Source organism: Roseibium polysiphoniae (assembly GCF_014842925.1).
GTDB lineage: Bacteria > Pseudomonadota > Alphaproteobacteria > Rhizobiales > Stappiaceae > Roseibium > Roseibium polysiphoniae.
Genome location: NZ_JACYXJ010000002.1, coordinates 363,030 through 386,213, shown reverse-complemented (window position 1 = coordinate 386,213; position 23,184 = coordinate 363,030). Strand labels below are relative to the sequence as shown.

Below are 23,184 nucleotides of genomic sequence, written 5' to 3'. Positions count from 1 at the left end.
CATAGGTTTAAGGCGAAGCCGGAAAACGACCATATCTAGGGGCATTAAATGCCGGTCCACCGGTCAATTCGCGACCGGTGGACGATTGTTTTGTCAGCTTGTGGTCTCACCCGACAGGCTCGCACGATCGGAAATCACATTGTCAATGATCCCGAATTCCTGAGCTCTTTCGGCGGTCATGAAGTTGTCGCGCTCGAGCGCTTCTTCGACCGCATCCAAACTCTGACCGGTGTGCTTGACGTAGATCTCGTTGAGACGACGCTTCATCTTCAGGATTTCCTGGGCATGCAGCATGATATCAGCTGCCTGTCCGCGGAAACCGCCTGACGGCTGGTGAACCATCACACGGGCGTTTGGCAGAGAAAAACGCATGTCTTTCTCGCCAGCGGCCAGAAGAAGCGAGCCCATCGACGCGGCCTGACCGATACACAGGGTCGAGACGGCCGGACGGATGAACTGCATCGTGTCATAGATCGCAAGGCCTGAGGTCACGAGACCACCAGGCGAATTGATGTAGATCGCAATTTCCTTGGACGGATTTTCCGCTTCCAGGAACAGCAACTGAGCGCTGATCAGGGTCGCCATGTGATCTTCCACCGGTCCGGTCAGGAAGATAATCCGCTCCTTGAGGAGACGCGAGAAGATATCGAAGGCCCGCTCGCCGCGGTTCGTCTGCTCGACGACCATCGGAACGAGTGTGTTCATGTAGATATCGACAGGATCCTTCATACCTCATCCATATGCTTTGAGACGGCCGTGCGCCGGAGCAACACGGTCAGACACAGGCCACGTTAACGTCGGAACGAATATGGGGCCTGACTCGAAAAAAGCGACACCCCATACATAGGGGATGTCGCCCTGTTCGCAAAGTCATCGCAGATGCGGCGTGAAGGCAAGGTTAAAGCCGGACCGCATCCGCTGATTTTCAGCGGGAAAACGCTTAGGCGTCTTCCTCATCCTCTGCCACAAGCGTCTCCAGCTCTTCCTTGGTGACGGTCTTGTCCGTCACGTTGGCGAGCTCGAGCATGTAGTCGACGACTTTTTCTTCGTAGATCGGCGCACGCAGCGAAGCGAGGGCCTGCTGGTTGTTCTTGTAGAACTCGAACACCTGCTGTTCCTGACCCGGGAACTGGCGAACGCGGTCATAAAGCGCACGCTGCATTTCCTCGTCGGAAACCTGGATCTCGTTCTTTTCGCCGATTTCCGACAGAACGAGGCCGAGGCGCACACGGCGTTCAGCGATCTTGCGATAGTCCGCCTTCGCTTCTTCTTCCGTCGTGTCTTCGTCTTCGAAAGTCTTTTCGTTGCGCTTCATGTCCTCTTCGACCTGATTCCAGACCGCATCGAACTCGGAGTTCAACAGACCTTCAGGCAGGTCAAAGGAATAGTGCTCGTCCAGAGCGTCGAGAAGCTGACGCTTCACACGCTGGCGGGTCATCTGGCCAAACTGGCCTTCGATCTGGCCGCGAACGATTTCCTTGAGCTTATCGAGAGATTCGAGGCCAAGGTTCTTGGCGAACTCATCATCGATCGTGGCTTCACCGGGAGCTGCAACTTCCTTGACGACAACGTCGAAGGTCGCCGCTTTGCCGGCCAGGTGCGCTGCCTGGTACTCTTCCGGGAAGCTTACTTCGACAACTTTCTCGTCACCAGCCTTCAGGCCGATCAGCTGATCTTCGAAGCCCGGGATAAACTGGCCCGAACCGAGTACAAGCTGACCGTTCTCGTCCGCACCGCCCTCAAAAGGCTCACCGTCGATCTTGCCGAGGTAAGACATCGTGACACGATCACCGCTTTCCGCTGCACCTTCCTTGGTGTCGAACGGCGCGTTGTTCTTGGCGATCTCGGCGATCTGCTCGTCAACTTCGCTCTCGGCGATGTCGACAACAGGGCGCTCGATTTCGATGCCCTTGAAATCAACGATCTCGAATTCAGGCAGAACGTCGTATTTCATGGCGAAAGACAGATCGGCCGTACCGGCCAGGATCGCTTCGGCTTCTTCATCAGGAAGATCGATCGCTGGTGTCAGCGCCGGGCGCTCCGAGCGTTCCTCAAGCACCGACTGGCTGCTTTCCTGGATCGTGTTGGAGAGGATTTCTGCCATGGCCTGGCGGCCGTACATCTTTTTCAGATGCGCAACCGGCACTTTGCCCGGACGAAAGCCCTTGATCTGCGCCTTGCCCTTCATGTCTTCCATATAAGCATCGAGCTTGGAAGCCAGATCACCGGCCGGAATTTCGATTTTCAGCTCTCGCTTGAGGCCCTCGGAGAGGGTTTCGGTAACCTGCATGGGTTTGTTTCGTCCTCGGTCTGGAACGATCCGTTCCGGATACTTGTTGTAAATGACGATCTGGCGATGCCCGGCGCCACCCTGAGGCGGCGACCAAACAGGCATTGCCGCACCTTCAAGACACTCGAAGGCGCACGATGGGAGCGCGATAAAGGCTCCCCTTGGAAGTGTCAAGAGGAGAGCCAGATTGTAGGCTAAATCAAACTTGCTCGCACGTGTCATTGGAAACGACACAATCAGCCCAAACGAGGTAAGGAACGACGCCAACGAGGCAAGAGATTCGACCCTATTGAAACGATAGAAAAGACAGATTTAAAGGTAGAAAAATGATTAGATCTAAAGACCGAGTATTCTTCGATAAATCAAAATCTTACATAAGGGACTACACAGCCCCAGCACTTACAGCAAACGGGGCGGCACTTTCTATCGCCATAGCCACTACAGTCGATTTATTCAGCAATACAGAGGCAGTGATACCAATTGAACCAGTAATCGCATTCACCCTCGGTTTAGCGTCTGCATTTTGCGCCCATATTATTATCTGGGCATTGAATGATAATATTCGAAATTCAGAACAACGGGATGCAATGGCTAAGTTTTACATCTCCGTGCATGACATTTCTCATACTCAAGAAAGCGAGGGCGGCCTGACATATGATGAACGTAAAATGATGGAAGGCCTACCTAACCAAATCTCAACTCTGCAAAAGCGGTCTCTTACACCTGACACTGTAAGCAGGGCGAGCAAGTCAGCCCAGATTCTCTATCTATCAGCACTTTTTCTCTTCGCGATTGGCCTAATTTGGTCAATTCGCGCAGTTTATAATTTACCAAATTGAATTGTTTTGATTATTGGTGCGGATGGAGGGACTTGAACCCCCACGCCTTGCGGCACCAGAACCTAAATCTGGCGTGTCTACCAATTTCACCACATCCGCGGGGCGCCATATGCCTGGCGCCAGAGCGGGGCCTCTATAGCACCGTGTTTCAAAACACCACAAGGAAAAATGATGCGTTGGTCGCTCCTCGCATCAGGGCTTTTCCACAAGTCTAGCGATCACCGGACGCATAGCCGGCGCAAGGTCTTCCGCAATCAGGCCGGCACCAGCCTCAACCCCTGCAGCCCCATGAAGCCAGGCCGCCATGGCCGCCGCTTCAAAGGCCGGCATCTTTTGTGCAAGCAGCCCGCAGATGATACCGGCAAGCACATCGCCGGACCCCGCCGTCGCCAACCAGGGCGGCGCATTGGAATTGATGGCCGCCCTGCCATCCGGGCTCGCAATCACCGTGTCCGCGCCTTTCAAAAGGACAATCGCCCCTGAGCGTGCCGCAGCGCCGCGGGCGCGTGCCAGTTTGTCTAGCGCAACAAGATCGGGAAACAGTCGGACAAATTCGCCATCGTGAGGCGTCAAAACGACAGGTGCTTTACGCCCCTTGATCTGCGTGAAAAGCGCCTCAGGCGCATTTTGGTGACTCGTCAGCGCATCGGCATCCAGGACAATCGCGCACTCGGAATTCAGAAGGACAGAAACAGCTTCCGATGTGTCATCGCTGACGCCATAGCCAGGACCAATCAGCAGGGAATTCAGGCGCTTGTCGGCCAGCAAATCGGAGATCCCCTCAAGCCCCTCGACCGATCTCAACATGACCGCCGTCAGATGGCTGGCGTTGACCATCATGGCCGAGGGTGGCGAGGCAAGTGTAACAAGCCCGGCTCCCGCCCTGAGACAAGCGCCCGCAGCAAGACGCGCGGCACCGGTGGAGGACATGGGCCCACTGAAGACCACGGCGTGGCCGCGATCGTATTTATGCCCCGCCCTGCCTGGAACCGTCCAGGCGTCCCGCCACAGAGTTGGTTCATTGACAAAAGTCTGCGGTCCGATTTCGTGCAGGACACTTTCCGGGATGCCGATATCGACACAGGAGACATCGCCACACAGATCCCGGCCGGGCAGCAGGTAGTGACCCGGCTTGCATCGAAAGAAAGTGACGCTTCGCACAGCTTGAACGGCAGCACCCTCCGCCTCACCTGTCGACCCGTTCACGCCGGACGCAAGATCGACTGCCAGAACCGGAACACCGCTTTTGTTGATGGTATCAGCGAATGCTGCGGCGTTGCCCTCCAAGGGTCGGTCCAGCCCTGCCCCGAAAAGCGCATCGATGATCAGATCGCAGCCTGACAGATTCTCTTTAAGTTCAGCGGGCTCAACGATCTGGCTTGGCAGACCCATCTGGCCAAAAGCGATCGCCGCGTCGCCCTTCAAGCCCGCTGGGTCCTTCAGAAGCAGGACATCAACCGCATGTCCGGCCTGATGCAGATGGCGCGCAGCAACAAATCCATCGCCGCCGTTGCTGCCCGGACCACAGACAATTGCGATACGTCCCTGAGATGAGCACATCTCTGAGGCCACCCGCGCGACATGGTCGCCGGCTCTCTCCATGAGAGTGATCCCCCGCGTGCCCGAAGCGATGGTCATGTTGTCGGCCTGCCCCATCTGCGCCGACGTCAAAAGCACGCTTGCATGCGCCATTGCGATCTCACCCATCTGTTTCATCCGCTTGCAACCTGTCTGCCACCGGAAGATAGTTCTGTCATGCAATAAAAACGGGCTTAAAGCGCGCAGGAGGAACGCAGAACCCGATCGTCAGCTTCAGGTTGAAGATCTACGGCCAAGCTGCGCAAATGCAAAAATTTGCCTATTTAGTGCACAATCTGCTTATTTTTTGATCGCAATTTGCGATCCAGTTTTGCGCTCAGCGAAATGCCAGCATTGCATATGCCCCTTTTTTCGGCGATTTTTACACCACAGTTCACTTGGCACAGCTTGTGCTAATTCGGATCCAGCAGTGTGCATTCGCAACCGGAGACCGCCCAGCGGTTTCAAGCCAGACAATTCGGCCAATAAATTCGGAGAGAGACGAAGGTGATGAAGAAGATCGAGGCGATCATTAAGCCCTTCAAGTTGGATGAAGTGAAGGAAGCTCTCCAGGAGGTTGGCCTCCAGGGCATCACTGTGACCGAAGCCAAGGGCTTTGGGCGCCAGAAAGGCCACACCGAACTCTACCGCGGCGCCGAATATGTCGTCGATTTTCTCCCGAAGGTGAAAGTCGAGATTGTGCTGACAGGCGATATGGTGGAAAAGGCTGTTGAGGCCATTCGCTCGGCCGCCCAGACCGGTCGCATCGGCGACGGCAAGATTTTTGTTTCCAACATCGAGGAAGCAGTGCGTATCCGGACCGGTGAGTCCGGCGAAGACGCGATCTGATCCTCGTTTTCCAACCGGCCGACGGCCAAGAATTTCGATCCGTGTGTGCTTCTGACAGCATAAGACTGTGGGCACTTGGGTCGGGACGAACCCCAACTGATGATAGATAATTAAGGGATGGACAGTATGACCACCGCCTCTGAGGTCCTCAAGGAAATCAAGGAAAAGGACGTAAAATTCGTCGACCTGCGCTTCACCGACCCGCGCGGCAAGATGCAGCACGTCACCTTCGACGTAGCTCTCATCGATGAAGACATGTTCGCTGAAGGCACCGCATTCGACGGCTCTTCCATCGCTGGCTGGAAGGCCATCAACGAGTCCGACATGATGATGGTTCTGGATCCGGAAACCGCTCATATCGATCCCTTCTTCGCCCAGACCACCATGGCGATCTTCTGCGACATCGTAGACCCGATCACCGGCGAAGCCTACAACCGCGATCCGCGCATGACGGCGAAAAAGGCTGAAGCCTACGTCAAGTCCGGCGGTTTCGGCGACACCGTCTACTTCGGCCCGGAAGCCGAGTTCTTCATGTTCGACGATGTCCGCTTCGCAGCTGACCCGTACAACACCGGCTTCAAGCTCGACAGCACCGAACTGCCGACCAACATGGATGCCGAATACGAAACCGGCAACCTCGGCCACCGCGTTCGCACCAAGGGAGGCTACTTCCCGGTCCCGCCGATCGACAGCGCTCAGGACATCCGCTCCGAAATGCTGTCCGTCATGGCTGAAATGGGCGTACCGACTGAAAAGCACCACCACGAAGTGGCGTCTGCACAGCACGAGCTGGGCATGAAGTTCGACACGCTGACCAAGTGTGCCGACAGCATGCAGGTCTACAAGTATGTCGTTCATCAGGTCGCACATGCCTACGGCAAGTCCGCAACCTTCATGCCGAAGCCGGTCTTCGGCGACAACGGCACCGGCATGCACTGCCACCAGTCGATCTGGAAGGACGGCGAGCCGACCTTCGCAGGCAACCAGTATGCAGACCTTTCCGAGAGCTGCCTCTACTACATCGGCGGCATTCTGAAGCACGCCAAGGCGCTGAACGCCTTCACCAACCCGTCGACCAACTCCTACAAGCGTCTGGTCCCAGGTTACGAAGCACCGGTTCTGCTGGCTTACTCCTCGCGTAACCGTTCGGCTTCCTGCCGTATCCCGTTCACGTCTTCCCCGAAGGCGAAGCGCATCGAGGTCCGTTTCCCGGATCCGACGGCGAACCCGTACCTCTGCTTCTCCGCGCTTCTGATGGCTGGCCTTGACGGTATCAAGAACAAGATCCATCCGGGCGAAGCCATGGACAAGAACCTCTACGATCTGCCGGCTGAAGAACTGGCCGAGATCCCGACGGTTTGTGGCAACCTGCGTGAAGCTCTGGAAAGCCTCGACGCTGACCGTGAGTTCCTCAAGGCCGGCGGCGTGTTCGATGACGACCAGATCGATGCCTACATCGAACTGAAGATGGAAGAAGTCGAGCGTTACGAAATGACGCCGCATCCGGTCGAATTCGACATGTACTACTCCGTCTAATCCTTCTCGGATTTCAGGCAGCGGAAAGGCCGGGCAATCGCCCGGCCTTTTTGTTTGCTTCTTCGCCGCTTCTAACCACTAACGCGCGCGCCAATGGCAGCCCTAAAGGCTTGGTCAGTCCACGGAATACGCTCGCACCTTAAATCCCTCGCCCGCGCTCGGCGGCACGAAATGGCGAGAGATCGCCTCAAACTGCTCGTCGCTGACGGTGAAGTGGTGTCCCCCAGCGGCATTGCGCTCATGCAAGCGTGCCCGGCAAACCTCATCGGGCACATCGAGATAGTGAAGCGTGTGATTGCAGCCGCTCTCGTCAATTACTCGCTTCATCCAGCGACGCGTTTCTGGCGTGTTCGCCGGAAAATCGAGCACAACGGACATTCCGGCACCAAGCAGGCCTACAAGATGCGGTTCCATGACGGTGCGAAGGCGCGCTGAGCAGCGAACATAGTCCTTGATGCTCGCCATTTCCGGACCGTAGAGGGCCGCGAGCCACTCATCCTCGCTGATCAGCACTGTCGCTTTGTCAGCTGCCAGGCGATGGGCCAGCGTTGATTTTCCTGACGCAATCTTGCCCGCCAGAATATGCAAATGCCCGCCTGTCATCTCTGCTCCCGAAAACGAATCCAGAGGCAGCATCCAACGCTGAGGTCATCTTTGCAATTCCCGCCGGCAGCGATCAGCCGCCGGCCAATACGATCTCTATGGCAATCACGAGCACGGTCAAGAGCAGGAAGAAGGCCGCGAACTGGTACTGCTTCTCGCCGTCAATCACCACCTTGCGCAAAAGCGATCCAAAGATGTCCAGAAGCGATACGGTCAACAGGATGATCAGCAGGATCGCCGCACCGGCAGAATAATCAAAGCCGCGCAATGCCTCTGACAAGGACATGCCGATACCCCCTGCCCCGACGATGCCGAGCACCGTGGCTGAGCGGACATTGGCCTCGAACCGGTAGAGCGAATAGGAGATCCAGAGCGGCAGCACCTGCGGCACCACGCCGTAGACGACTTCCTGGATCTGCGGAGCTCCGGTCGCCTTGATGCCTTCTACCGGTCGCGGGTCGATTGCCTCAACCGCTTCAGAAAAGAGTTTTGCGAGCGTGCCCGTGGTGTGAATGACCAGCGCCAGCACACCTGCCAAAGGACCAAGCCCCACCGCAGCCACGAAAATCAGGGCGAAAACCAGTTCGTTGATGGCACGAAAGGAGTCCATCAAGCGCCGGACCGGAAACACGATCCAGGACGGCGCAATGTTGTTGGACGCCAGCAGACCGAAGGGCACAGCCAGCAGCACCGAGAGCATGGAGCCCCAAACCGCCATCTGCACGGTTTCGAGCATGAGCGCAAGGTAGGTGCGCCAGTAGCGGAAGTCAGGAACCAGGAAGTCCTCCAGCAGCATGGCCATATTGCCGCCGCCCGTGAGAACATCGCCGAGCCGATCCATTTCCGCCGGCCTGAAGCTCCAGATCAACATGATGATCAGGCCGCCCCAGATGAGCAAATCGAAAAATTGCTCCTGCCGGCCACGGCCCGGAATGGGAATGTCAGACTGGGCAAGGCGCGACGCATCGGCTGCGCTGGTCATGGGGGCGCTGGTCATGGAAAATCCTGTAGGTCAGCCAGAAGGAGCATGAGGGCCCGCAGGCCCTCATGCGTTTCAACTCGATGTAGCGTGCTTACTTGCGCGGACGTGCAGCAGCGGCAGCGCGGATTTCCTCGATGCGAGTGTTGATCTCGAGGATTTTCGCAGTGCGCTCGTCATCGGAGTAGGTTGTGTCGGCTTCGATGGACATGCGCTGACGGATCTGATCCATTTCGTAGAAAGGCCAGAGCTGTGCGTTGGAAGAAGGAACGAACGGACCCATGTCGATCAGGGCAAGGGTTTCGCGGGCTTCAGCAACTTCCTCGTCTGTACCCAGACGGCCGTAGCTCATGAAGAAGGACAGGATGTCGGCCTTGAGCTTCTTATCCAGTTCCGGGCGCCAGGCCATCGGGTCGGAGGCGATCAAAGGCGAGCGCCAGATTTCTTTCAGCTCGGCGAAGAGTTCCGGCTTGGCATTCTTCAGGCGGGAATACATGCCCGTGGACGAAGCAACAGCCGCATCGACCTGCTTTGTGGCAGCCGAGATGAGGTTTGTTTCGTGGTTGGCGTTGCGAACCGTCTTGAAGCAATCCTTCGGGTTGACGCCTTCCTTGGCGAAAACGAAGGTCGACGGAACCAGGAAGCCCGATGTGGAGTTTGGATCGCCGATGCCGAAGTTGAGGGTCTTGTCGCACTTCATGACGTCTTCGTAGGTAAGACCGGAATCCTTGTGCGTGATCATCACAGACCAGTAGCCCTGGTCGCCTGTGGACTCGGTGGTCTGGGCGAAGACCTCAGCACCGGCCCGATCTACGGCAACCATGGCGGACTTGTTGCCGTACCAAACGACGTCAACCTTGTCGAAACGCATGGCTTCGATGACACCAGCATAGTCAGACGCAAAGAAAGGCTTCACCGGACGGCCAATGGACGCTTGCATGGCGGCCAGCAGAGGGCCCCATTTTTCGCGCTGTGCGGAGCTAGATTCCGTCGACAGAATGCCGAAGAACAGCTCATCTGGGTTTTCGCGTTCAGCAAGTGCCGGCGTGGCAAGGCCGATCATGACAGCTGCAGATGCAGCAAGACGTGCAAAGAGTTTCATGGAAGGCATCTCCTGTGGGGATGTATCAGGCCGTTGCCGTCATTGGCTCGGTCCCGAAGTCGTCGGCATCAGGCAAGACGAGTTCCTCGCTTGCCTCTCCGTAAATGTCTCGAAGGAACTGTGTGGTCAGCTCACGGCTTGGACCGTCAAAGACGACCTGACCGTCGCGCATGGCAATCGTGCGCTTGCAGTAGCGCCGCGCGTATTCAACCTGGTGCAGGGACACCAGAACCGTGATGCCGTCTTCCTTGTTGATTTGCGAAAGAATGCCCATCACGCGCTTTGCCGATGCCGGGTCGAGTGACGCAATCGGTTCGTCAGCCAGAATGACCCTTGCGCCCTGTACCAGCGTTCTGGCGATGGCAGCCCGTTGCTGCTGTCCGCCCGAGAGGGTTGAGGCGCGCTGCCGCGCCGTATGAGCAATTCCGACCCGGTCCAGCGCCTGCATCGCGAGCTGGCTCTCCTCCTTGCGGAAAAGACCCAGCACACCGCGCAGAACGGGCATTCTGCCCAGTAGGCCGGCGAGTACGTTGTTCAGAACACTAAGCCGCGGCACCAGGTTGAACTGCTGGAAAATCACACCGATATCGGTACGGGCAGTCGCAATATTGCGGGAAATCCGGCCGCCTTCCTGGACAATGGCGCCATCAACGACAATCTTGCAGCTGCCGGAATTCTTGTCGGCCGGCACAAGACCTGAAATATGGCGAATAAGAGTGGACTTGCCGGAGCCGGAAGCGCCGATAAGAGCCACCATCTCTCCCGCTTCAACAGTAAGGCTGACCCGATCAAGCGCACGCGTGCCGCCGCGATACGTCTTCGATAGTCCTGAAATGCCGATCGCGCTCATGTCCACCCCTTCGAAATCCGGGCGGGGACTTAGCAATTTCCGCTGACAGCTGAGTGAAGGATATATGTCCAAACGGCGAAACGGCGCCCAAAGGCAGGAAAGCTGGCCGATCTTGCGTAATTAGGGCACGAAAAGGGCATTCCGTCTTTTTTTGCCCGCCTACGTGAAATCCGGAGCAACATCCGATATAGCGGGGCCAATGTATTCAAGGCCGCAGTCGTCGGCCCGCCGTTACGGGAAAAGTTGCAAAATGAGCGAGTTCAAGTCGGAGTTCCTGAAGGTCCTTTCAGAACGCGGGTTCATTCACCAGATTTCTGACCCAACCGGGCTGGACGAGCTCTGCGCAAAAGAAACCGTCACCGCCTATATTGGCTTCGACTGCACGGCGCCCAGCCTCCATGCCGGCTCACTCGTCACCATCATGATGCTTTACTGGTTCCAGCAGAGCGGTCACCGGCCGATCGCCCTGATGGGCAGTGGCACAACACGCGTTGGCGATCCGACCGGCAAGGACGAAAGCCGCAAGGTTTTGACCGATGAAACGATCGAGGAAAACAAGGCTGGCATCCGCAAGGTTTTCGAAAAACTGCTGACCTTTGGCGACGGTCCGACCGACGCCTTGATGCTCGACAACGCGGATTGGCTGCTCAAGCTCAACTACATGGACTTCCTGCGCGACATCGGCCGCCACTTCTCCGTCAACCAGATGATCCAGCGCGATTCCGTAAAGCTGCGCCTGGAACGTGAACAGCACCTGTCCTTCCTGGAATTCAACTACATGCTGCTCCAGGGCTATGATTTTCTTGAGATCTATCAGCGAACAGGTTGCCGCCTGCAGATGGGCGGTTCTGACCAGTGGTCAAACATCCTGTCCGGTGTCGATCTCATCCGCCGGAAGGAATCGGCGGAAGCCTTCGCGCTCACTGCACCGCTTCTCACGACCTCATCAGGTGCAAAGATGGGCAAGACGGCCGCTGGCGCCGTTTGGCTCAATGAAGAACAACTATCTGCCTATGACTACTGGCAGTATTGGCGCAACACCGAAGATGCAGATGTTGAAAAGTTCCTGAAGCTCTTCACCATTCTCCCGCTGGATGAGATCGCCCGCCTGGCGAGCCTTGAAGGTGTCGAGATCAATGAGGCAAAGAAGGTTCTGGCGACCGAAGCAACGGCGATGATCCATGGTCGCGAAGCCGCAGAAGCCGCCGCAGAAACCGCCCGCAAGGCCTTTGAAGAAGGCGCCATGGCGCAGGGACTTCCGAGCATCGAGGTTCCCCAGGCAGAGCTGGAGGCGGGCATCGGTGTTCTGAGTGCCTTCGTGACTGCAGGCCTGTGTGCGTCCAACGGCGATGTCCGGCGCAACATCAAGGGCGGAGCCGTGAAGATCAATGACAAGGGCGAACAGAATGACAAGCGTCAGCTGTCCTTGGCCGACGTGACCGAAGATGGCGTGATCAAGCTGTCCCTGGGCAAGAAAAAGCACGTTCTTCTTCGTCCGGTCTAAGCCGGAAAACTACCTGAGAAGACAACAAAGGCCGGTCTGCGAACCGGCCTTTTTTATTGAAACTCGAACATCTTGCGGAAAATGCCGGGCGCGATTGCCGAGATCGGATTGACCGAAAGAACCGGATCCGAAAGCGCACCCGACAGGCGGTAGGTGACACCAATCAGCCCCTCCCCGGACGAGCCTCCAAGCGCGAACCCGAGCAGCGGAATATTGGCGAAGATGTTGTTCAGCGCATAGATCGGAACAAAGGTGCCGTTCAGGTCCATGGTCTGTGACGCAAGATCCACGGTTCCCGAAACCGTGCCACCAATCACGGCACCCTTCAGCCCGCCTTTGGAGATTGTAAGTGTCTGACCGGACCGCGTGAAGGCAATGTCAAGCGTATCGAAGGAAGCCTCACCGACACCGCCGCCGCCAGTCGCGACCACCACCGATCCCTGTTGCTTTCGCTGAAGCAGATTTCTCTGCTCCGTCAGCTTGCGAATAGCCGGGTCCTCAGTGATCGAAAGGCCGGTCGCGCTGAAAGTGCCATCCCAGGTGGTGTGATCAGCCATGGCCACATTCAAACTCCCCCGACCGCCTCGCATGCGCTGATAGACGTCGAGAAATCTCAAAAGCGCGCCCGAATCCTCGAACAGACCTTGGGCAACGCGCCCTGAACCACCGGTGGCATCGTCAATTTCAAAACTGAAGGGCGCCCGCCCATTCAGAAGCCCCGTGACATCTGCCGACGTCAGCCCCTCTGCATCGGTCTCGATCACACCGGAGAACTTCTCGATGCCAACGCCGTTGAAGCCTGTCACCCGCGCAAGATTGGCCGTAACAGCCAAACCCTTTGAAAAGTCGGAGGTTCCAGCACCGGACTTGGGTTTTCCGACCTCCCGGATCAGGCCACGCGCGTCAAACTCTTCACCGGCCATCGCGATCTTGAACCGGCCATTGCCACCACGTGTGATCGTCAGAGACGCATCATCACCGCTGCGGAGCTGGAACTTCGAGAAGGATGCACTCTGTAGATCACCATCCAACGAAAGCGCCATCGCGCCTGCGACATCCACACCGTCGGAAACCAGTTCAAAGTCCTGAACTCTGCGCTCCGTGTCTGTTTCGAGAAGCCGGAAGGTCGCCGTCGCAGGGACACCCGGCGCTTTTTCCCAACCAAGCGCGTCCAGCCGAAGGCTGGTCTTGGTAAGATCCACGTCAAAGGCCTTGACCCCGTCCACGTCCTCAACAGTCATCAACATGGAACCCTTGAGAAAGGCAGTCAGATCAATGCCGCGCTCCTTCAGCTGATCTGCCGTGACATCCAGAACGACACCCTGGCGCGCCTGGACCCCTGATCCGCCGAGCGGCAGGAGCAAGTTGATATCCGCAGGCAGTCCATCAAGGACCCCTCTCCCTACGATGGCGATCTGCGTCTGATCGGCGTCGACCTCGACATCCGCACGCTCGATCTTGTGACCCTTGATCGGCTTGCTCGAGGAGAAATTCTTCGAGGTTGCCTGGGCCCGCCAGATGATGTCCGCAACATCAATCTTTTTGCGCAAACCGAATTCCGCCTCGATCCGCATGGCGCCATCACCGGAAATACCGTCCGTTTCGACCTCGGCGCGCTGCATCACGCGAAAAGGATCACTGTCGATGATCTCTGCGATATCCTTAGCCTCACCGTCCAGTTTGATATCCAGAACACCAAGCTTGTTGTCTCTTTCGCGCAAGCGCAGGATCTTGAAGGTCCCTTCGGGCATGAGGACAGTACCGCCGCCCTCAACGTTGGACACACCGTCCTGACCATCTACCGTCAGAACCTCGTTCTCAATCGAGACCGTTCCTGAAATTCCCGATACATTCGGCACATCGCCCACAGGCTGAATCTCGGCGTCTGAAAACGACAGTTCCAGCCCCATATCATCACCGGACCAGCCTGGGTCAGGATTGGCCGGATTAAAAGCCGGCGGGCGCACCGCGCCCTGAAAGCTCACATGATCCACCTGCCCATCCAGAACACGATCAATGATCCAGCGCCGGGCCGGCGGAACCAGCGTGATCGGCCAAACCTGCTTGGTAAGCCCTATCGGCAGGTCCTGCCCTTCAAGCGCAAGCGCCAGATAGGGGCCATCCGAACGAATCTCGACAGAGCCTGAAGCAAAGAGCTGGGCCGGGCCAGCGATCATGCCGGCCTCGTCGAAAAAGAAAGTTCGGTCGTCTGGAACATAGCGCCCAGCCAGTTGGAATGTATCAATTGCAATCGGCGCAAGGGGAATATCCGACGACCCGAACTGGGCCCTTTCGGTCGCAAGCTTAAGGTCCCAATCATCGCCTGGCTTCAGCGGTGGCTGGATGTGACCATCATAGTAGATCTGCGTATTGCCATAGATGATGTGCGACGTCCCGATCCGGATGCCGGGAACCTCCGGCAGCCATTCCAGCGACAGGGCAACGTCATCAAACCGGACAGACGTGCGTCCCATCTGGAACCATCCGTCGTTGATGCGCCCAACGAGATTCGCAGACAGGAATTCACCGTTCTCATCAAACCGGCTGTCGAACCTGGCGCTCAGCGGCAGTCCCATGCCCTTGCCACTCTTCAACTCGCTTTCCGGGCTGAGGAGATCACCGAGTGTGACATCCTTGAACAGGACCGCCAGACGCTTTTGTTCCGTGTCGCGGTCGGCAGGTCGTCTCGTCAACTGAATTTCCCAAGGACCAACTCGGCCAGCCACGCGAGCTGTCGCGTCAATCCTGTGGTCATCGCGCCGGGTGATCTCTGCATCAATGCCGTTGAACGAGCGCGCGAGCGCCCCTGTGATTTCAAGGTCCCCGTTGGCGACATGGACACGCGCAAGATCGCGGCGCGCAAACTCGCTGTCGACAACATCGGCCACCCGATCAATCGCCTCCATGAGGTGCGCCATCTCCGGCAGTTCCCGCTCGCTCTCGGGCACCCCCAGAATGATCTTCGGTCGATCAAGCTGCAGTGAGACGAAATTGATCTCTCCGGTCAGAAGGGACGTGCCGTTAATGGGCGCCTCGACGCGTGGCAGGATAATCTCTACCGGCACATCGCCTTCAAGCTGTAAATGGGCATCACGCACGACCACACGAATGCCATCGTCATGTGTGAAATCGAGAGAAGCATCGACAATGGAAAGTTTTGCGGGTCCCTGGCTTGCCTGTTCCGCCATGAAGCGCGCCAGCATGGGAACGTGGACCGGGCCACTGAGAACGGCAAATGCGATCGCACCGAGGCCAAGAACGAGCAGCAAAAGAGAGGCGACAAGAATCCTGCGAGGCCAACTGCTACGGCGCCCCTGTGCCTTGTCTGCCTGGATTTGCCTGCCCATGAACGTCTTGAATACCTGTAGCCTGTCGGCCCCGCACAATATGGCCTGCCCTTTAGCCTGCAGGCTCTTTATTACTCCGGAATCGTCCACCGGGAATTGAATGAGTCGATCCGCGACCTATGATACCTCCAAGAGGCACAAAAGTAATAAGGTACTTGGAGGTCTCGCACATTCCGCCAAGGCTTTAAACCGTTGAGTGTGACAGAAGGAAGGCACATGAGCGAATTGGACACAAGAACTGCGGCACCCGACTTTGAATTGGAGGCGGATGGCGGCGAACGCATCAAACTGTCGGCGCTCTCAGGCAAACCGGTTGTCGTCTACTTCTACCCCAAGGACGACACGCCGGGCTGCACGAAAGAAGCCATCGCCTTCACCGGCCTCATGCCTGACTTCAGCGCAATTGGCGTCACGATCATCGGCATTTCGCCGGACACTGCCGCAAAGCACGACAAGTTCAAGGCCAAGCACGATCTTGAAGTCCGGCTCGCTGCAGACCCCGAGCAGAGCGCTTGCAATGCATATGGCGTGTGGGTCGAAAAATCGATGTATGGCAAGAAATACATGGGCGTCGAACGCTCAACATTCCTGATCGGCGCAGACGGAAAGATTGCGAAGATCTGGCGCAAGGTAAAGGTACCCGGGCATGCAGAAGCGGTCCTGGAAGCCGCAAAAGACCTCTGACAAGGACCTCGCGGCAGGTGACTCGAACACTGGCCTGCCGCCCCTGCCTCAAGCGCCACACCCTAGGCGCCGAGACGCTGCGAATCTCCTTTACTTCGAAAATTTCACCCCGGGACCGGCCTTTTGCCGAAAAACGCCACGCTGAGCAAAAACTGCGGTGCGCCTATATCTCTGAAAACACAAGGTAGTTCGGCAAAAACTGTTTCGGCCAGCCTTCAAAAAACAGGCTTTGTTAACCTTACCAATATCTAATCATCCTCGATTTAGACGATTGCAGTAATCGAGTGATGCCTTTGACCCCGTTCAGTCAAGATAAGCCTTATCGGCACCGTTTCGCACTACCAGGTGCAGAGCATCAGCCGCCCGCGCGTTCACCCGAGCGCCGGTGGCCGCTGGCACTCAGCCCCAGGACTGCGATCGTCCTTGCTTCAGTGATATCGGTGCTGACCATCGGCGCAGTCGGAACTGCAGGTTACTGGGTTCTGCGCGGAGACATGCTCGAGACCGCACAATCCCGACAGGCGGCCATTGAGACCGCTTACCAGGACCGGATCGAAAGGCTTCGAGCGGAAATCGACCGCCTGAACAGCCGCCAGGCGATTGATCGTGAAAGCGTCGAGCTTCAGGTCTCCGATCTTATCCGTCGTCAGCAGACGCTCAACCAGCGCCACGCAGTCGTGACATCCTTGATGAAACGCGCAGAGCGCAATGGTATCCAGCTCGCGTCGTCCAAAATTCTGCCAACGAAGAAGCCGGAGACGGAGCCTGATCCTCTTGCGATCGTGGCGGAAGACGCTGAATTGGCGATCGGTGGTGAACCGGAGCTTCTCGAAAACCCATTGAAAGCGCTCGGCCTGCGCGGGACGTCCAGCGCCATGCCGAATGAGCCAGCGAAACCGCTTGCCCCCACGCCCGGCGAGCAAGCGGCTCTGGATCAGGTGGAACAGGACATCCTGGCAATGAATCAGGAAAGCGTATCTGCTCTGGATGCGCTCGCGGTTGCGACTGAAACACAAATCGACACGATCCTGGCGGCGACGCGACCGCTCGGCGTCAACCTGACGCCAACTGGAACGGCTTCGGGTCGAAGCGGTATCGGCGGACCTTATATTCCCTACACCGGCGGCGGCTTTACCGGCCGCGTCAAACGCGCCGAGCGCGCCTTGGTGGCTCTCGACAGTTTGAAGACGGCGGCCAAACGCCTGCCGATCAGCCGTCCGATGCAGAACGTCAAGATTTCAAGCCATTTCGGCCCGCGCATAGACCCATTTCTGGGCAAGTTCGCCATGCATACGGGAATGGATTTCAAGGCATCCTACGGCGCACGCGTCTATTCGTCGGCCCCGGGAACGGTCGTTCATGCCGATCGCAAGGGCGGCTACGGCAAACTCGTGGAAATCCGCCATGCCAACGGCTTTGTCAGCCGTTATGCCCACCTGAGCCGCATGCATGTGTCCAAAGGCGACCATGTGACGACCGGCGACGTGATCGGCAATGTCGGGTCAACCGGACGCTCTACCGGTCCGCATCTGCATTATGAAATCCGCATGGGAAAAGAACCTCTCGACCCAGCCGCTTTCGTGACAGCCGGTGATCGGCTCTCGAAGCTGATCGACAGCTGATCCAAATAATCTGAAACGAAAAAAGCGCCGCTGGATAGCGGCGCTTTTTGTTTGTCGGCGTCTTTCACGAAATCAGTCGATATCTTCAACTTCAGCGGCTTCCCCACCGAAGACACGCTGGGCCAGTGAGGCCTCCATGAACTTGTCCAGATCGCCGTCAAGCACGTCCTGGGGTGAGGTGCTCTCGACACCTGTTCGAAGGTCCTTGACCAGCTGATAGGGCTGCAGGACGTAAGAACGGATCTGATGCCCCCATCCAATGTCAGTCTTCGACGCCTGCTCCTGGTTGGCCGCTTCCTCACGCTTCTTGAGTTCAGCCTCATAAAGGCGCGCCTTCAGCATCGACCAGGCCGTTGCCCTGTTCTTGTGCTGCGAACGCTCGGACTGGCACTGCACAACAATCCCGGTGGGCTGGTGGGTGATACGAACGGCGGAATCAGTCGTGTTGACGTGCTGTCCGCCGGCACCCGAGGCACGGTAGGTGTCGATCCGGCAATCGCTCTCATTGATGTCGATGTCGATCGAATCATCGATGACCGGATAGACCCAGGCGCTTGAAAAGCTCGTGTGCCGCCGTGCCTGGCTGTCGTAGGGAGAAATCCGGACGAGCCGGTGCACACCGGATTCGGTCTTCAGCCAGCCATAGGCATTCTCACCCTTGATCAGCAAGGTCGCGGACTTGATGCCGGCTTCTTCACCGTCATGGTACTCGAGCACCTCGACCTTGAAGCCGCGCTTTTCGGCCCAGCGACGATACATGCGCAAAAGCATGGAAGCCCAGTCCTGGCTCTCCGTGCCCCCTGCCCCGGAGTTGATCTCCAGATAGGTATCATTGGCATCGGCCTCACCAGACAGGAGCGAGTTCAGCTGCAGCTCGTTGACCTTATCCTTCAGGCCGCGAAGCGCCTCTTCCGCATCATCAATGACTGATTGATCATCTTCCATCTCGCCGAGTTCGATCAATTCGATATTGTCGGCAAGGTCCTGCTCGAGACCGCGGACACCATTGATGCCGTCGTCAAGCTGCTGACGCTCGCGCATCATTTTTTGCGCCTTCGTCGGATCATTCCAGAGTTCGGGATCCTCCGAGGCAGCATTGAGTTCATCTAGACGGACAAGGGCTTGATCCCAGTCAAAGATGCCTCCTCAGCAGGCTTATGGCCTGCTTGATTTCATCGACGATGGCTTCCATTTCGGCGCGCATCGGATACCTCGCTTGATTAAGTGAAAGAAGCCCGGCTCCATGCCGATCAGATCGGACGACAGAACCGGGCAACAATGTGGTGCCGGACATTAGCGATCACGGCTTCGGCTGTAAACAGCTCAGAATGCGACCATCTTGAAGGCTAGTAGAGACCGCCCGTGCCGCTCAGAACAGCCTGTCCGGCTTCCGGAGATACCGTCCGCGGAACACCCATGTCGTCTTGAAATCCGATGACCGAGTAGCTGTCGGGCGGCGCCATACCGGGCTTGAACGCCTCCAGGATTGTTCCTGGAGTGCCTGCAGCGGCACGAAGCCCGGTACGGCGGTTGATCGGAATGAGCTGCAGCCCCTTGGGAACCCGGAATTCGACGGGCGGCTTCGCATCGAGAGCCGCCTTGACGAACTCCGTGAAGATCGGAGCGGCAACCTGACCACCGGTCGCGCCACGGCCCATGGGCTTGGGCGTGTCATAGCCAACGAACACGCCAACGGCCAGATCGGGCGTGTAGCCCATGAACCATGCGTCTTTTTCATCGTTGGTCGTACCGGTCTTGCCGGCGACCGGGCGGCCGACAGCGCGGACGCTGGTTGCCGTTCCGCGCTGGACGACGCCTTCCATCATCGATGTGATCTGATAGGCAGTCATCGGATCAAGAATCTGCTCGCGATCATCGATCAGCGTCGGCTCTTCCTGGCCGGCCCAGTCATCTTGCGTACAGCCGTCACAAATCCGGCTGTCATGCTTGAAGATCGTGCGTCCATAGCGGTCCTGGATCCTGTCGATCAAGGTCGGGCGGATTTTCCGGCCACCATTGGCGATCGTGGCATAGGCGGCAGTCATGCGCATAACCGTGGTTTCCCCCGCCCCGAGAGACATCGAGAGAACCGGCAGCATATTGTCGTAGATACCGAAGCGTTTGGAATATTCGGCAACGAGCGGCATCCCCATGTCCTGGGCCAGGCGCACGGTCATGACGTTCCGCGAGAGTTCGATCCCCGTGCGCAGGGTCGACGGGCCGTAGAACTTGCCGCCGTAATTCTGCGGCCTCCACGTCCCAAGTCCCGGCCCCTGGCTGATTTCCAGCGGCGCATCCATGACCACGGACGACGGCGTATAGCCATTGTCGAGGGCTGCTGCGTAGAGGAACGGCTTGAATGACGACCCGGGTTGCCGATAGGCCTGCGTGGCGCGGTTGAACTCGCTCTGCGCAAAGCTGAAGCCACCGACCATGGCCAGCACGCGACCGGTATAGGGATCCATGGCAACCAGCGCGCCGGACACCTTGGGCACCTGCCGCAGCTCATAGCTGCCCGGCGCGACCGGGCTTTCCTGAACATAGACCACATCCCCGGGAGCCAGAACGTCTTCAACGGCGCGCGGTTCCCGGCCGGAAACACGGGCCCACTTCATGGTCTCGAGGAACAGCTTGCCGGTGACGCGCTCGTCGGACAGCTTGCCATTGACCAGCTTTGAAGGCTGCAGGCCGACATTCGCCGCCGCCCCCGCTCCGCCAAGGACAACTGCCAGACGCCATTCGGGAATATCTGCGAGCGCCTCGATCTGACCGAGTTCAACGCCCCAGTCGCCGTTGATCGCAATCTTGTCTACCGGTCCGCCCCAGCTGCCCCGTTTGCGGTCAAAGCTCATCAAGCCATCTTGAAGGGCCTTGCGGGCCAAAACCTGGAGTTTGGGATCGAGGGTCGAGCGAACGGAAAGTCCACCTTCGTAGAGCCGGTTCTCGCCGTAGATCGAAGCAACCTCCCGGCGGACTTCCTCAGTGAAATACTCGGCCGCAAAAAGCTGTGACCCGGTTTCGCGCGGCGTAACGGTCAGGGGTTTGGCCTTGGCCTCTTCGCCAACTTCAAACTCGACATAGCCATTCTCAACCATCCGGTCGATAACCCAGTTGCGGCGCGCGATCGCGCGCTCACGCTGGCGGAAAGGGTGATAGTTGTTGGGCGCTTTGGGAAGAGCTGCGAGATAAGCCATCTCCTCGAGGCTCAGCTCGTGGACGGACTTGTCAAAATACAGCAGCGAGGCAGCGGCCACACCATAAGAGCCGATCCCGAGGTAAATCTCGTTGAGATAGAGTTCGAGGATCTCGTCCTTGGTGTAGGCCTGCTCGATCCGCAGCGCGAGAATCGCTTCCTTGATCTTGCGCTCGAAAGACACTTCATTTGTCAGAAGGAAGTTCTTCGCGACCTGCTGGGTGATGGTCGACGCCCCTTCCGGACGCCGGCCAGTGCCAATGTTCTGCGCATAGCGAACCACGGCACGTGCGATACCCTCGGGGTCAACACCGATGTGTTTGTAGAAATTCTTGTCTTCCGCGGACAGATACGCCTGCTTCAACATATCCGGCATGGCCTGGATTGGCAGGAACATGCGCCTTTGGCGCGCGTACTCGGCCATAAGGCTACCGTCAGCGGCATGCACGCGGGTCATCACCGGCGGCTCGTAGTTCTTGAGCGCGGTGTAATCCGGCAGGCCCTCATTCAGCCGTTCCAGATAGATCCACACGCCAGCAGCGATCACCAGCCCGACGGCGGCTCCAATGCCGAACAGATAGCCAAAAAACTTCACAAGGAATTTCATACTGCGGGCTCGTCTTTCACCGGCCATTGTGGTTGCGCGCGTTCTATCACAACACCTTTCACGAAGGCACCGGCACAACAACGGTTTTCTTTAATATACATGCGCCTTACCTCCTGTACCAATATGGCGATGCTGAGGCAGGTTCGATCACAGGCTCACGGCAGCTATTGGCTGGCGCTGCTTTTGTCTTGAGCGAGCCTCGGCCTGAAGAAGCCATCAATGGATTCGACCATTGCAGTGGCCATGCGCTCGCGCCACTCGTCGGACACCAGCAACTTCTCGTCATGCTCGTTGGAAAGATATCCGAGCTCCACCAGTACTGAGGGCACATCATGCGCCTTCAAAACGCGAAAGCCTGCAGAACGATGCGGGTTGTTGATCAGTCTGACCGCGCTTTTCAGCTCGGACACGAGGGTCCTGGCAAAAAAAACCGAGAAATTGCGGGTTTCGCGCCTCGCCAGATCAATCAGGATGTCGGTGACTTCCGCCGGCTCATCGTGCAGCTCCACACCGGCAATGATGTCGGAGTTGTTCGCGGTCTCCGCGAGCTCTCCGGCGAGATCATCCGACGCCTTCTCCGAGAGGGTATAGACAGTTGCCCCGCGCACGACCTTACGGCCTCGGGTAACCGAATCGGCATGAATGGACAAAAACAGGTCCGCCTCAAGATCGTGTCCAAACTGAACCCTGTCCGCCAGCGGCACAAATGTGTCGCTCTCCCGCGTCAGATGCACCGAATAGCGCCCGGTCTGCTCGAGCTTGCGCTTCAAGATGCTCGAAAAGTCCATCACCACGGCTTTTTCAAGCGTTCCGCCGATGCCCTTGGCTCCGGTGTCGATGCCACCATGTCCAGGGTCCAGCACGATGACCGGCCGGTCACGTGGCGCCCCTGCCCCCGTCAAACGGTCGCCCTTGGGCGCCACCTTGCCCTTTCGCAATTTTTCCCGCGAAACCTTTGCGAACTCGAGGAAATCGTCCCGTGTCGTCTTCACCAAATCGATGACCATGCGGGCGGGCTGATCATCGACTGCAGGCAGCACAAAGGTCTTGTCGATGGTCACAGGTTCATTGACGTCCATGACAATTCGGGATTTGCCCGCAGCAAAGAGGCCGTATCGCCATGCATCAACCAGGCCCCGTGCCTCACGGCCGGCCTCGTCAGGCAACGCAAAATGAACTTCCGGCAAATCGAGAATCAATCTGTAGGGATCCGCAAGGCCGGAGATTGCAACGTCGAACTGCCGATCGAGATCAAGAACGAATCGGGTGCGAACACTGTCGCCGGCAACCCTGGCGCCAGTGATTGAAGGCAAATCATCTTTGTTTTCAGCGGCATTGCTTTGGGCATTGGCAGCGCCGATTCCGCCCGCGAAGAGGGAAATCGACACGAAAAGGGCAGCCAGCCCCAACCGGGACAGCTTCGCCAGGAAATTGAATTTCCGCCACCATGCACCCATTTTAAGCCCGTAATCCGCCATTTAACCTTGCGATGCCAGCCTTTGCATATCTTGCCCGTTCATGCCCCTACGCAACCAATATGAACCCAAAACCACTTCGAAGAATTCACATTGCTTGCAAAAGGACATCATGGATCGTAAAAG

The 23,184-nt window shown here is 57.6% G+C and carries 17 protein-coding genes and 1 tRNA gene; 6 read left to right on the top strand and 12 right to left on the bottom strand.

Annotation, left to right across the window (positions count from 1 at the left end):
* Positions 1–93: 93 nt before the first annotated feature.
* Together IG617_RS05515 and tig are read right to left on the bottom strand one after the other, a co-directional pair.
* A complete protein-coding gene (locus IG617_RS05515) occupies positions 94–729 on the bottom strand; it encodes an ATP-dependent Clp protease proteolytic subunit (RefSeq protein WP_192108090.1) in 636 nt (211 codons plus the stop codon).
* A 211-nt stretch (positions 730–940) separates the two neighbouring features.
* Positions 941–2,290, bottom strand: a complete 1,350-nt coding sequence (tig, locus tag IG617_RS05510; protein WP_192108506.1) for a trigger factor — start codon at positions 2,288–2,290, stop codon at positions 941–943.
* A gap of 326 nt (positions 2,291–2,616) precedes the next feature.
* Between tig and IG617_RS05505 the strand changes: the two genes are divergently transcribed.
* Positions 2,617–3,129: a hypothetical protein gene (locus IG617_RS05505; protein WP_192108088.1), complete on the top strand. Its 513-nt coding sequence runs from the start codon at positions 2,617–2,619 to the stop codon at positions 3,127–3,129.
* Positions 3,130–3,143: 14 nt separating this feature from the next.
* On the opposite strand, the gene IG617_RS05500 is transcribed toward IG617_RS05505, so the two are convergent.
* Both IG617_RS05500 and IG617_RS05495 read right to left on the bottom strand, forming a co-directional pair.
* A tRNA-Leu gene (locus IG617_RS05500) sits at positions 3,144–3,228 on the bottom strand.
* Positions 3,229–3,321: 93 nt separating this feature from the next.
* The gene (locus IG617_RS05495) at positions 3,322–4,836 is read right to left on the bottom strand and encodes an NAD(P)H-hydrate dehydratase (RefSeq protein WP_254170443.1); all 1,515 of its coding nucleotides are present in this window, start codon (positions 4,834–4,836) and stop codon (positions 3,322–3,324) included.
* 381 nt (positions 4,837–5,217) lie between these two features.
* Between IG617_RS05495 and IG617_RS05490 the strand changes: the two genes are divergently transcribed.
* Both IG617_RS05490 and glnA read left to right on the top strand, forming a co-directional pair.
* On the top strand, positions 5,218–5,556 hold the full coding sequence (locus IG617_RS05490) for a P-II family nitrogen regulator (protein ID WP_153768889.1): 339 nt from the start codon (positions 5,218–5,220) through the stop codon (positions 5,554–5,556).
* 126 nt (positions 5,557–5,682) lie between these two features.
* Positions 5,683–7,092, top strand: coding sequence for a type I glutamate--ammonia ligase (gene glnA, locus IG617_RS05485; protein ID WP_192108086.1), 1,410 nt, complete (start codon positions 5,683–5,685; stop codon positions 7,090–7,092).
* 114 nt (positions 7,093–7,206) lie between these two features.
* On the opposite strand, the gene IG617_RS05480 is transcribed toward glnA, so the two are convergent.
* The 4 genes from IG617_RS05480 to phnC all read right to left on the bottom strand — a co-directional run bounded on the left by IG617_RS05480 (position 7,207) and on the right by phnC (position 10,626).
* Positions 7,207–7,695 (bottom strand): P-loop nucleotide/nucleoside kinase family protein, encoded by a 489-nt coding sequence (locus IG617_RS05480; protein ID WP_192108084.1) that lies wholly within the window; start codon positions 7,693–7,695, stop codon positions 7,207–7,209.
* 73 nt (positions 7,696–7,768) lie between these two features.
* Positions 7,769–8,692, bottom strand: a complete 924-nt coding sequence (gene phnE / locus IG617_RS05475; RefSeq protein ID WP_192108082.1) for a phosphonate ABC transporter, permease protein PhnE — start codon at positions 8,690–8,692, stop codon at positions 7,769–7,771.
* A 76-nt stretch (positions 8,693–8,768) separates the two neighbouring features.
* Positions 8,769–9,776, bottom strand: coding sequence for a phosphonate ABC transporter substrate-binding protein (phnD, locus tag IG617_RS05470; protein WP_192108080.1), 1,008 nt, complete (start codon positions 9,774–9,776; stop codon positions 8,769–8,771).
* Between the two features lie 25 nt (positions 9,777–9,801).
* A complete protein-coding gene (gene phnC / locus IG617_RS05465) occupies positions 9,802–10,626 on the bottom strand; it encodes a phosphonate ABC transporter ATP-binding protein (RefSeq protein ID WP_192108078.1) in 825 nt (274 codons plus the stop codon).
* Positions 10,627–10,876: 250 nt separating this feature from the next.
* Here phnC and tyrS point away from each other — a divergent pair, with 250 nt between their 5' ends.
* Positions 10,877–12,130 carry a tyrosine--tRNA ligase gene (gene tyrS, locus IG617_RS05460; RefSeq protein ID WP_192108076.1) on the top strand — a complete coding sequence of 418 codons (1,254 nt, stop codon included), beginning with the start codon at positions 10,877–10,879 and terminating at the stop codon, positions 12,128–12,130.
* Positions 12,131–12,183: 53 nt separating this feature from the next.
* Here tyrS and IG617_RS05455 read toward each other — a convergent pair whose 3' ends face one another.
* Positions 12,184–15,477 (bottom strand): AsmA-like C-terminal domain-containing protein, encoded by a 3,294-nt coding sequence (locus IG617_RS05455; protein WP_192108074.1) that lies wholly within the window; start codon positions 15,475–15,477, stop codon positions 12,184–12,186.
* A gap of 216 nt (positions 15,478–15,693) precedes the next feature.
* Here IG617_RS05455 and IG617_RS05450 point away from each other — a divergent pair, with 216 nt between their 5' ends.
* Entirely contained in the window at positions 15,694–16,161 is a 468-nt protein-coding gene (locus tag IG617_RS05450; protein ID WP_192108072.1) for a peroxiredoxin, read from the top strand.
* A 440-nt stretch (positions 16,162–16,601) separates the two neighbouring features.
* On the top strand, positions 16,602–17,783 hold the full coding sequence (locus IG617_RS05445; protein WP_192108070.1) for a peptidoglycan DD-metalloendopeptidase family protein: 1,182 nt from the start codon (positions 16,602–16,604) through the stop codon (positions 17,781–17,783).
* Positions 17,784–17,855: 72 nt separating this feature from the next.
* On the opposite strand, the gene prfB is transcribed toward IG617_RS05445, so the two are convergent.
* From prfB to IG617_RS05430, 3 genes are all read right to left on the bottom strand, one after another.
* A protein-coding gene (gene prfB, locus IG617_RS05440) for a peptide chain release factor 2 (RefSeq protein ID WP_192108068.1) occupies positions 17,856–18,987 on the bottom strand; the annotation gives its coding sequence in 2 pieces (ribosomal slippage) (positions 17,856–18,917 and positions 18,919–18,987; 1,131 coding nt in all).
* Positions 18,988–19,129: 142 nt separating this feature from the next.
* Positions 19,130–21,583: a penicillin-binding protein 1A gene (locus IG617_RS05435; protein ID WP_192108066.1), complete on the bottom strand. Its 2,454-nt coding sequence runs from the start codon at positions 21,581–21,583 to the stop codon at positions 19,130–19,132.
* A 164-nt stretch (positions 21,584–21,747) separates the two neighbouring features.
* On the bottom strand, positions 21,748–23,040 hold the full coding sequence (locus tag IG617_RS05430) for an N-acetylmuramoyl-L-alanine amidase (RefSeq protein ID WP_192108064.1): 1,293 nt from the start codon (positions 23,038–23,040) through the stop codon (positions 21,748–21,750).
* Positions 23,041–23,184: the final 144 nt, after the last annotated feature.

What these genes read in the sequence shown, in the direction of transcription:
- IG617_RS05515 (WP_192108090.1), bottom strand. Translation starts at nt 729, where the DNA reads ATGAAGGATCCTGTCGATATCTACATGAACACACTCGTTCCGATGGTC.
- tig (WP_192108506.1), bottom strand. Translation starts at nt 2,290, where the DNA reads ATGCAGGTTACCGAAACCCTCTCCGAGGGCCTCAAGCGAGAGCTGAAA.
- IG617_RS05505 (WP_192108088.1), top strand. Translation starts at nt 2,617, where the DNA reads ATGATTAGATCTAAAGACCGAGTATTCTTCGATAAATCAAAATCTTAC.
- IG617_RS05495 (WP_254170443.1), bottom strand. Translation starts at nt 4,836, where the DNA reads ATGGGTGAGATCGCAATGGCGCATGCAAGCGTGCTTTTGACGTCGGCG.
- IG617_RS05490 (WP_153768889.1), top strand. Translation starts at nt 5,218, where the DNA reads ATGAAGAAGATCGAGGCGATCATTAAGCCCTTCAAGTTGGATGAAGTG.
- glnA (WP_192108086.1), top strand. Translation starts at nt 5,683, where the DNA reads ATGACCACCGCCTCTGAGGTCCTCAAGGAAATCAAGGAAAAGGACGTA.
- IG617_RS05480 (WP_192108084.1), bottom strand. Translation starts at nt 7,695, where the DNA reads ATGACAGGCGGGCATTTGCATATTCTGGCGGGCAAGATTGCGTCAGGA.
- phnE (WP_192108082.1), bottom strand. Translation starts at nt 8,692, where the DNA reads ATGACCAGCGCCCCCATGACCAGCGCAGCCGATGCGTCGCGCCTTGCC.
- phnD (WP_192108080.1), bottom strand. Translation starts at nt 9,776, where the DNA reads ATGAAACTCTTTGCACGTCTTGCTGCATCTGCAGCTGTCATGATCGGC.
- phnC (WP_192108078.1), bottom strand. Translation starts at nt 10,626, where the DNA reads ATGAGCGCGATCGGCATTTCAGGACTATCGAAGACGTATCGCGGCGGC.
- tyrS (WP_192108076.1), top strand. Translation starts at nt 10,877, where the DNA reads ATGAGCGAGTTCAAGTCGGAGTTCCTGAAGGTCCTTTCAGAACGCGGG.
- IG617_RS05455 (WP_192108074.1), bottom strand. Translation starts at nt 15,477, where the DNA reads ATGGGCAGGCAAATCCAGGCAGACAAGGCACAGGGGCGCCGTAGCAGT.
- IG617_RS05450 (WP_192108072.1), top strand. Translation starts at nt 15,694, where the DNA reads ATGAGCGAATTGGACACAAGAACTGCGGCACCCGACTTTGAATTGGAG.
- IG617_RS05435 (WP_192108066.1), bottom strand. Translation starts at nt 21,583, where the DNA reads ATGAAATTCCTTGTGAAGTTTTTTGGCTATCTGTTCGGCATTGGAGCC.
- IG617_RS05430 (WP_192108064.1), bottom strand. Translation starts at nt 23,040, where the DNA reads ATGGGTGCATGGTGGCGGAAATTCAATTTCCTGGCGAAGCTGTCCCGG.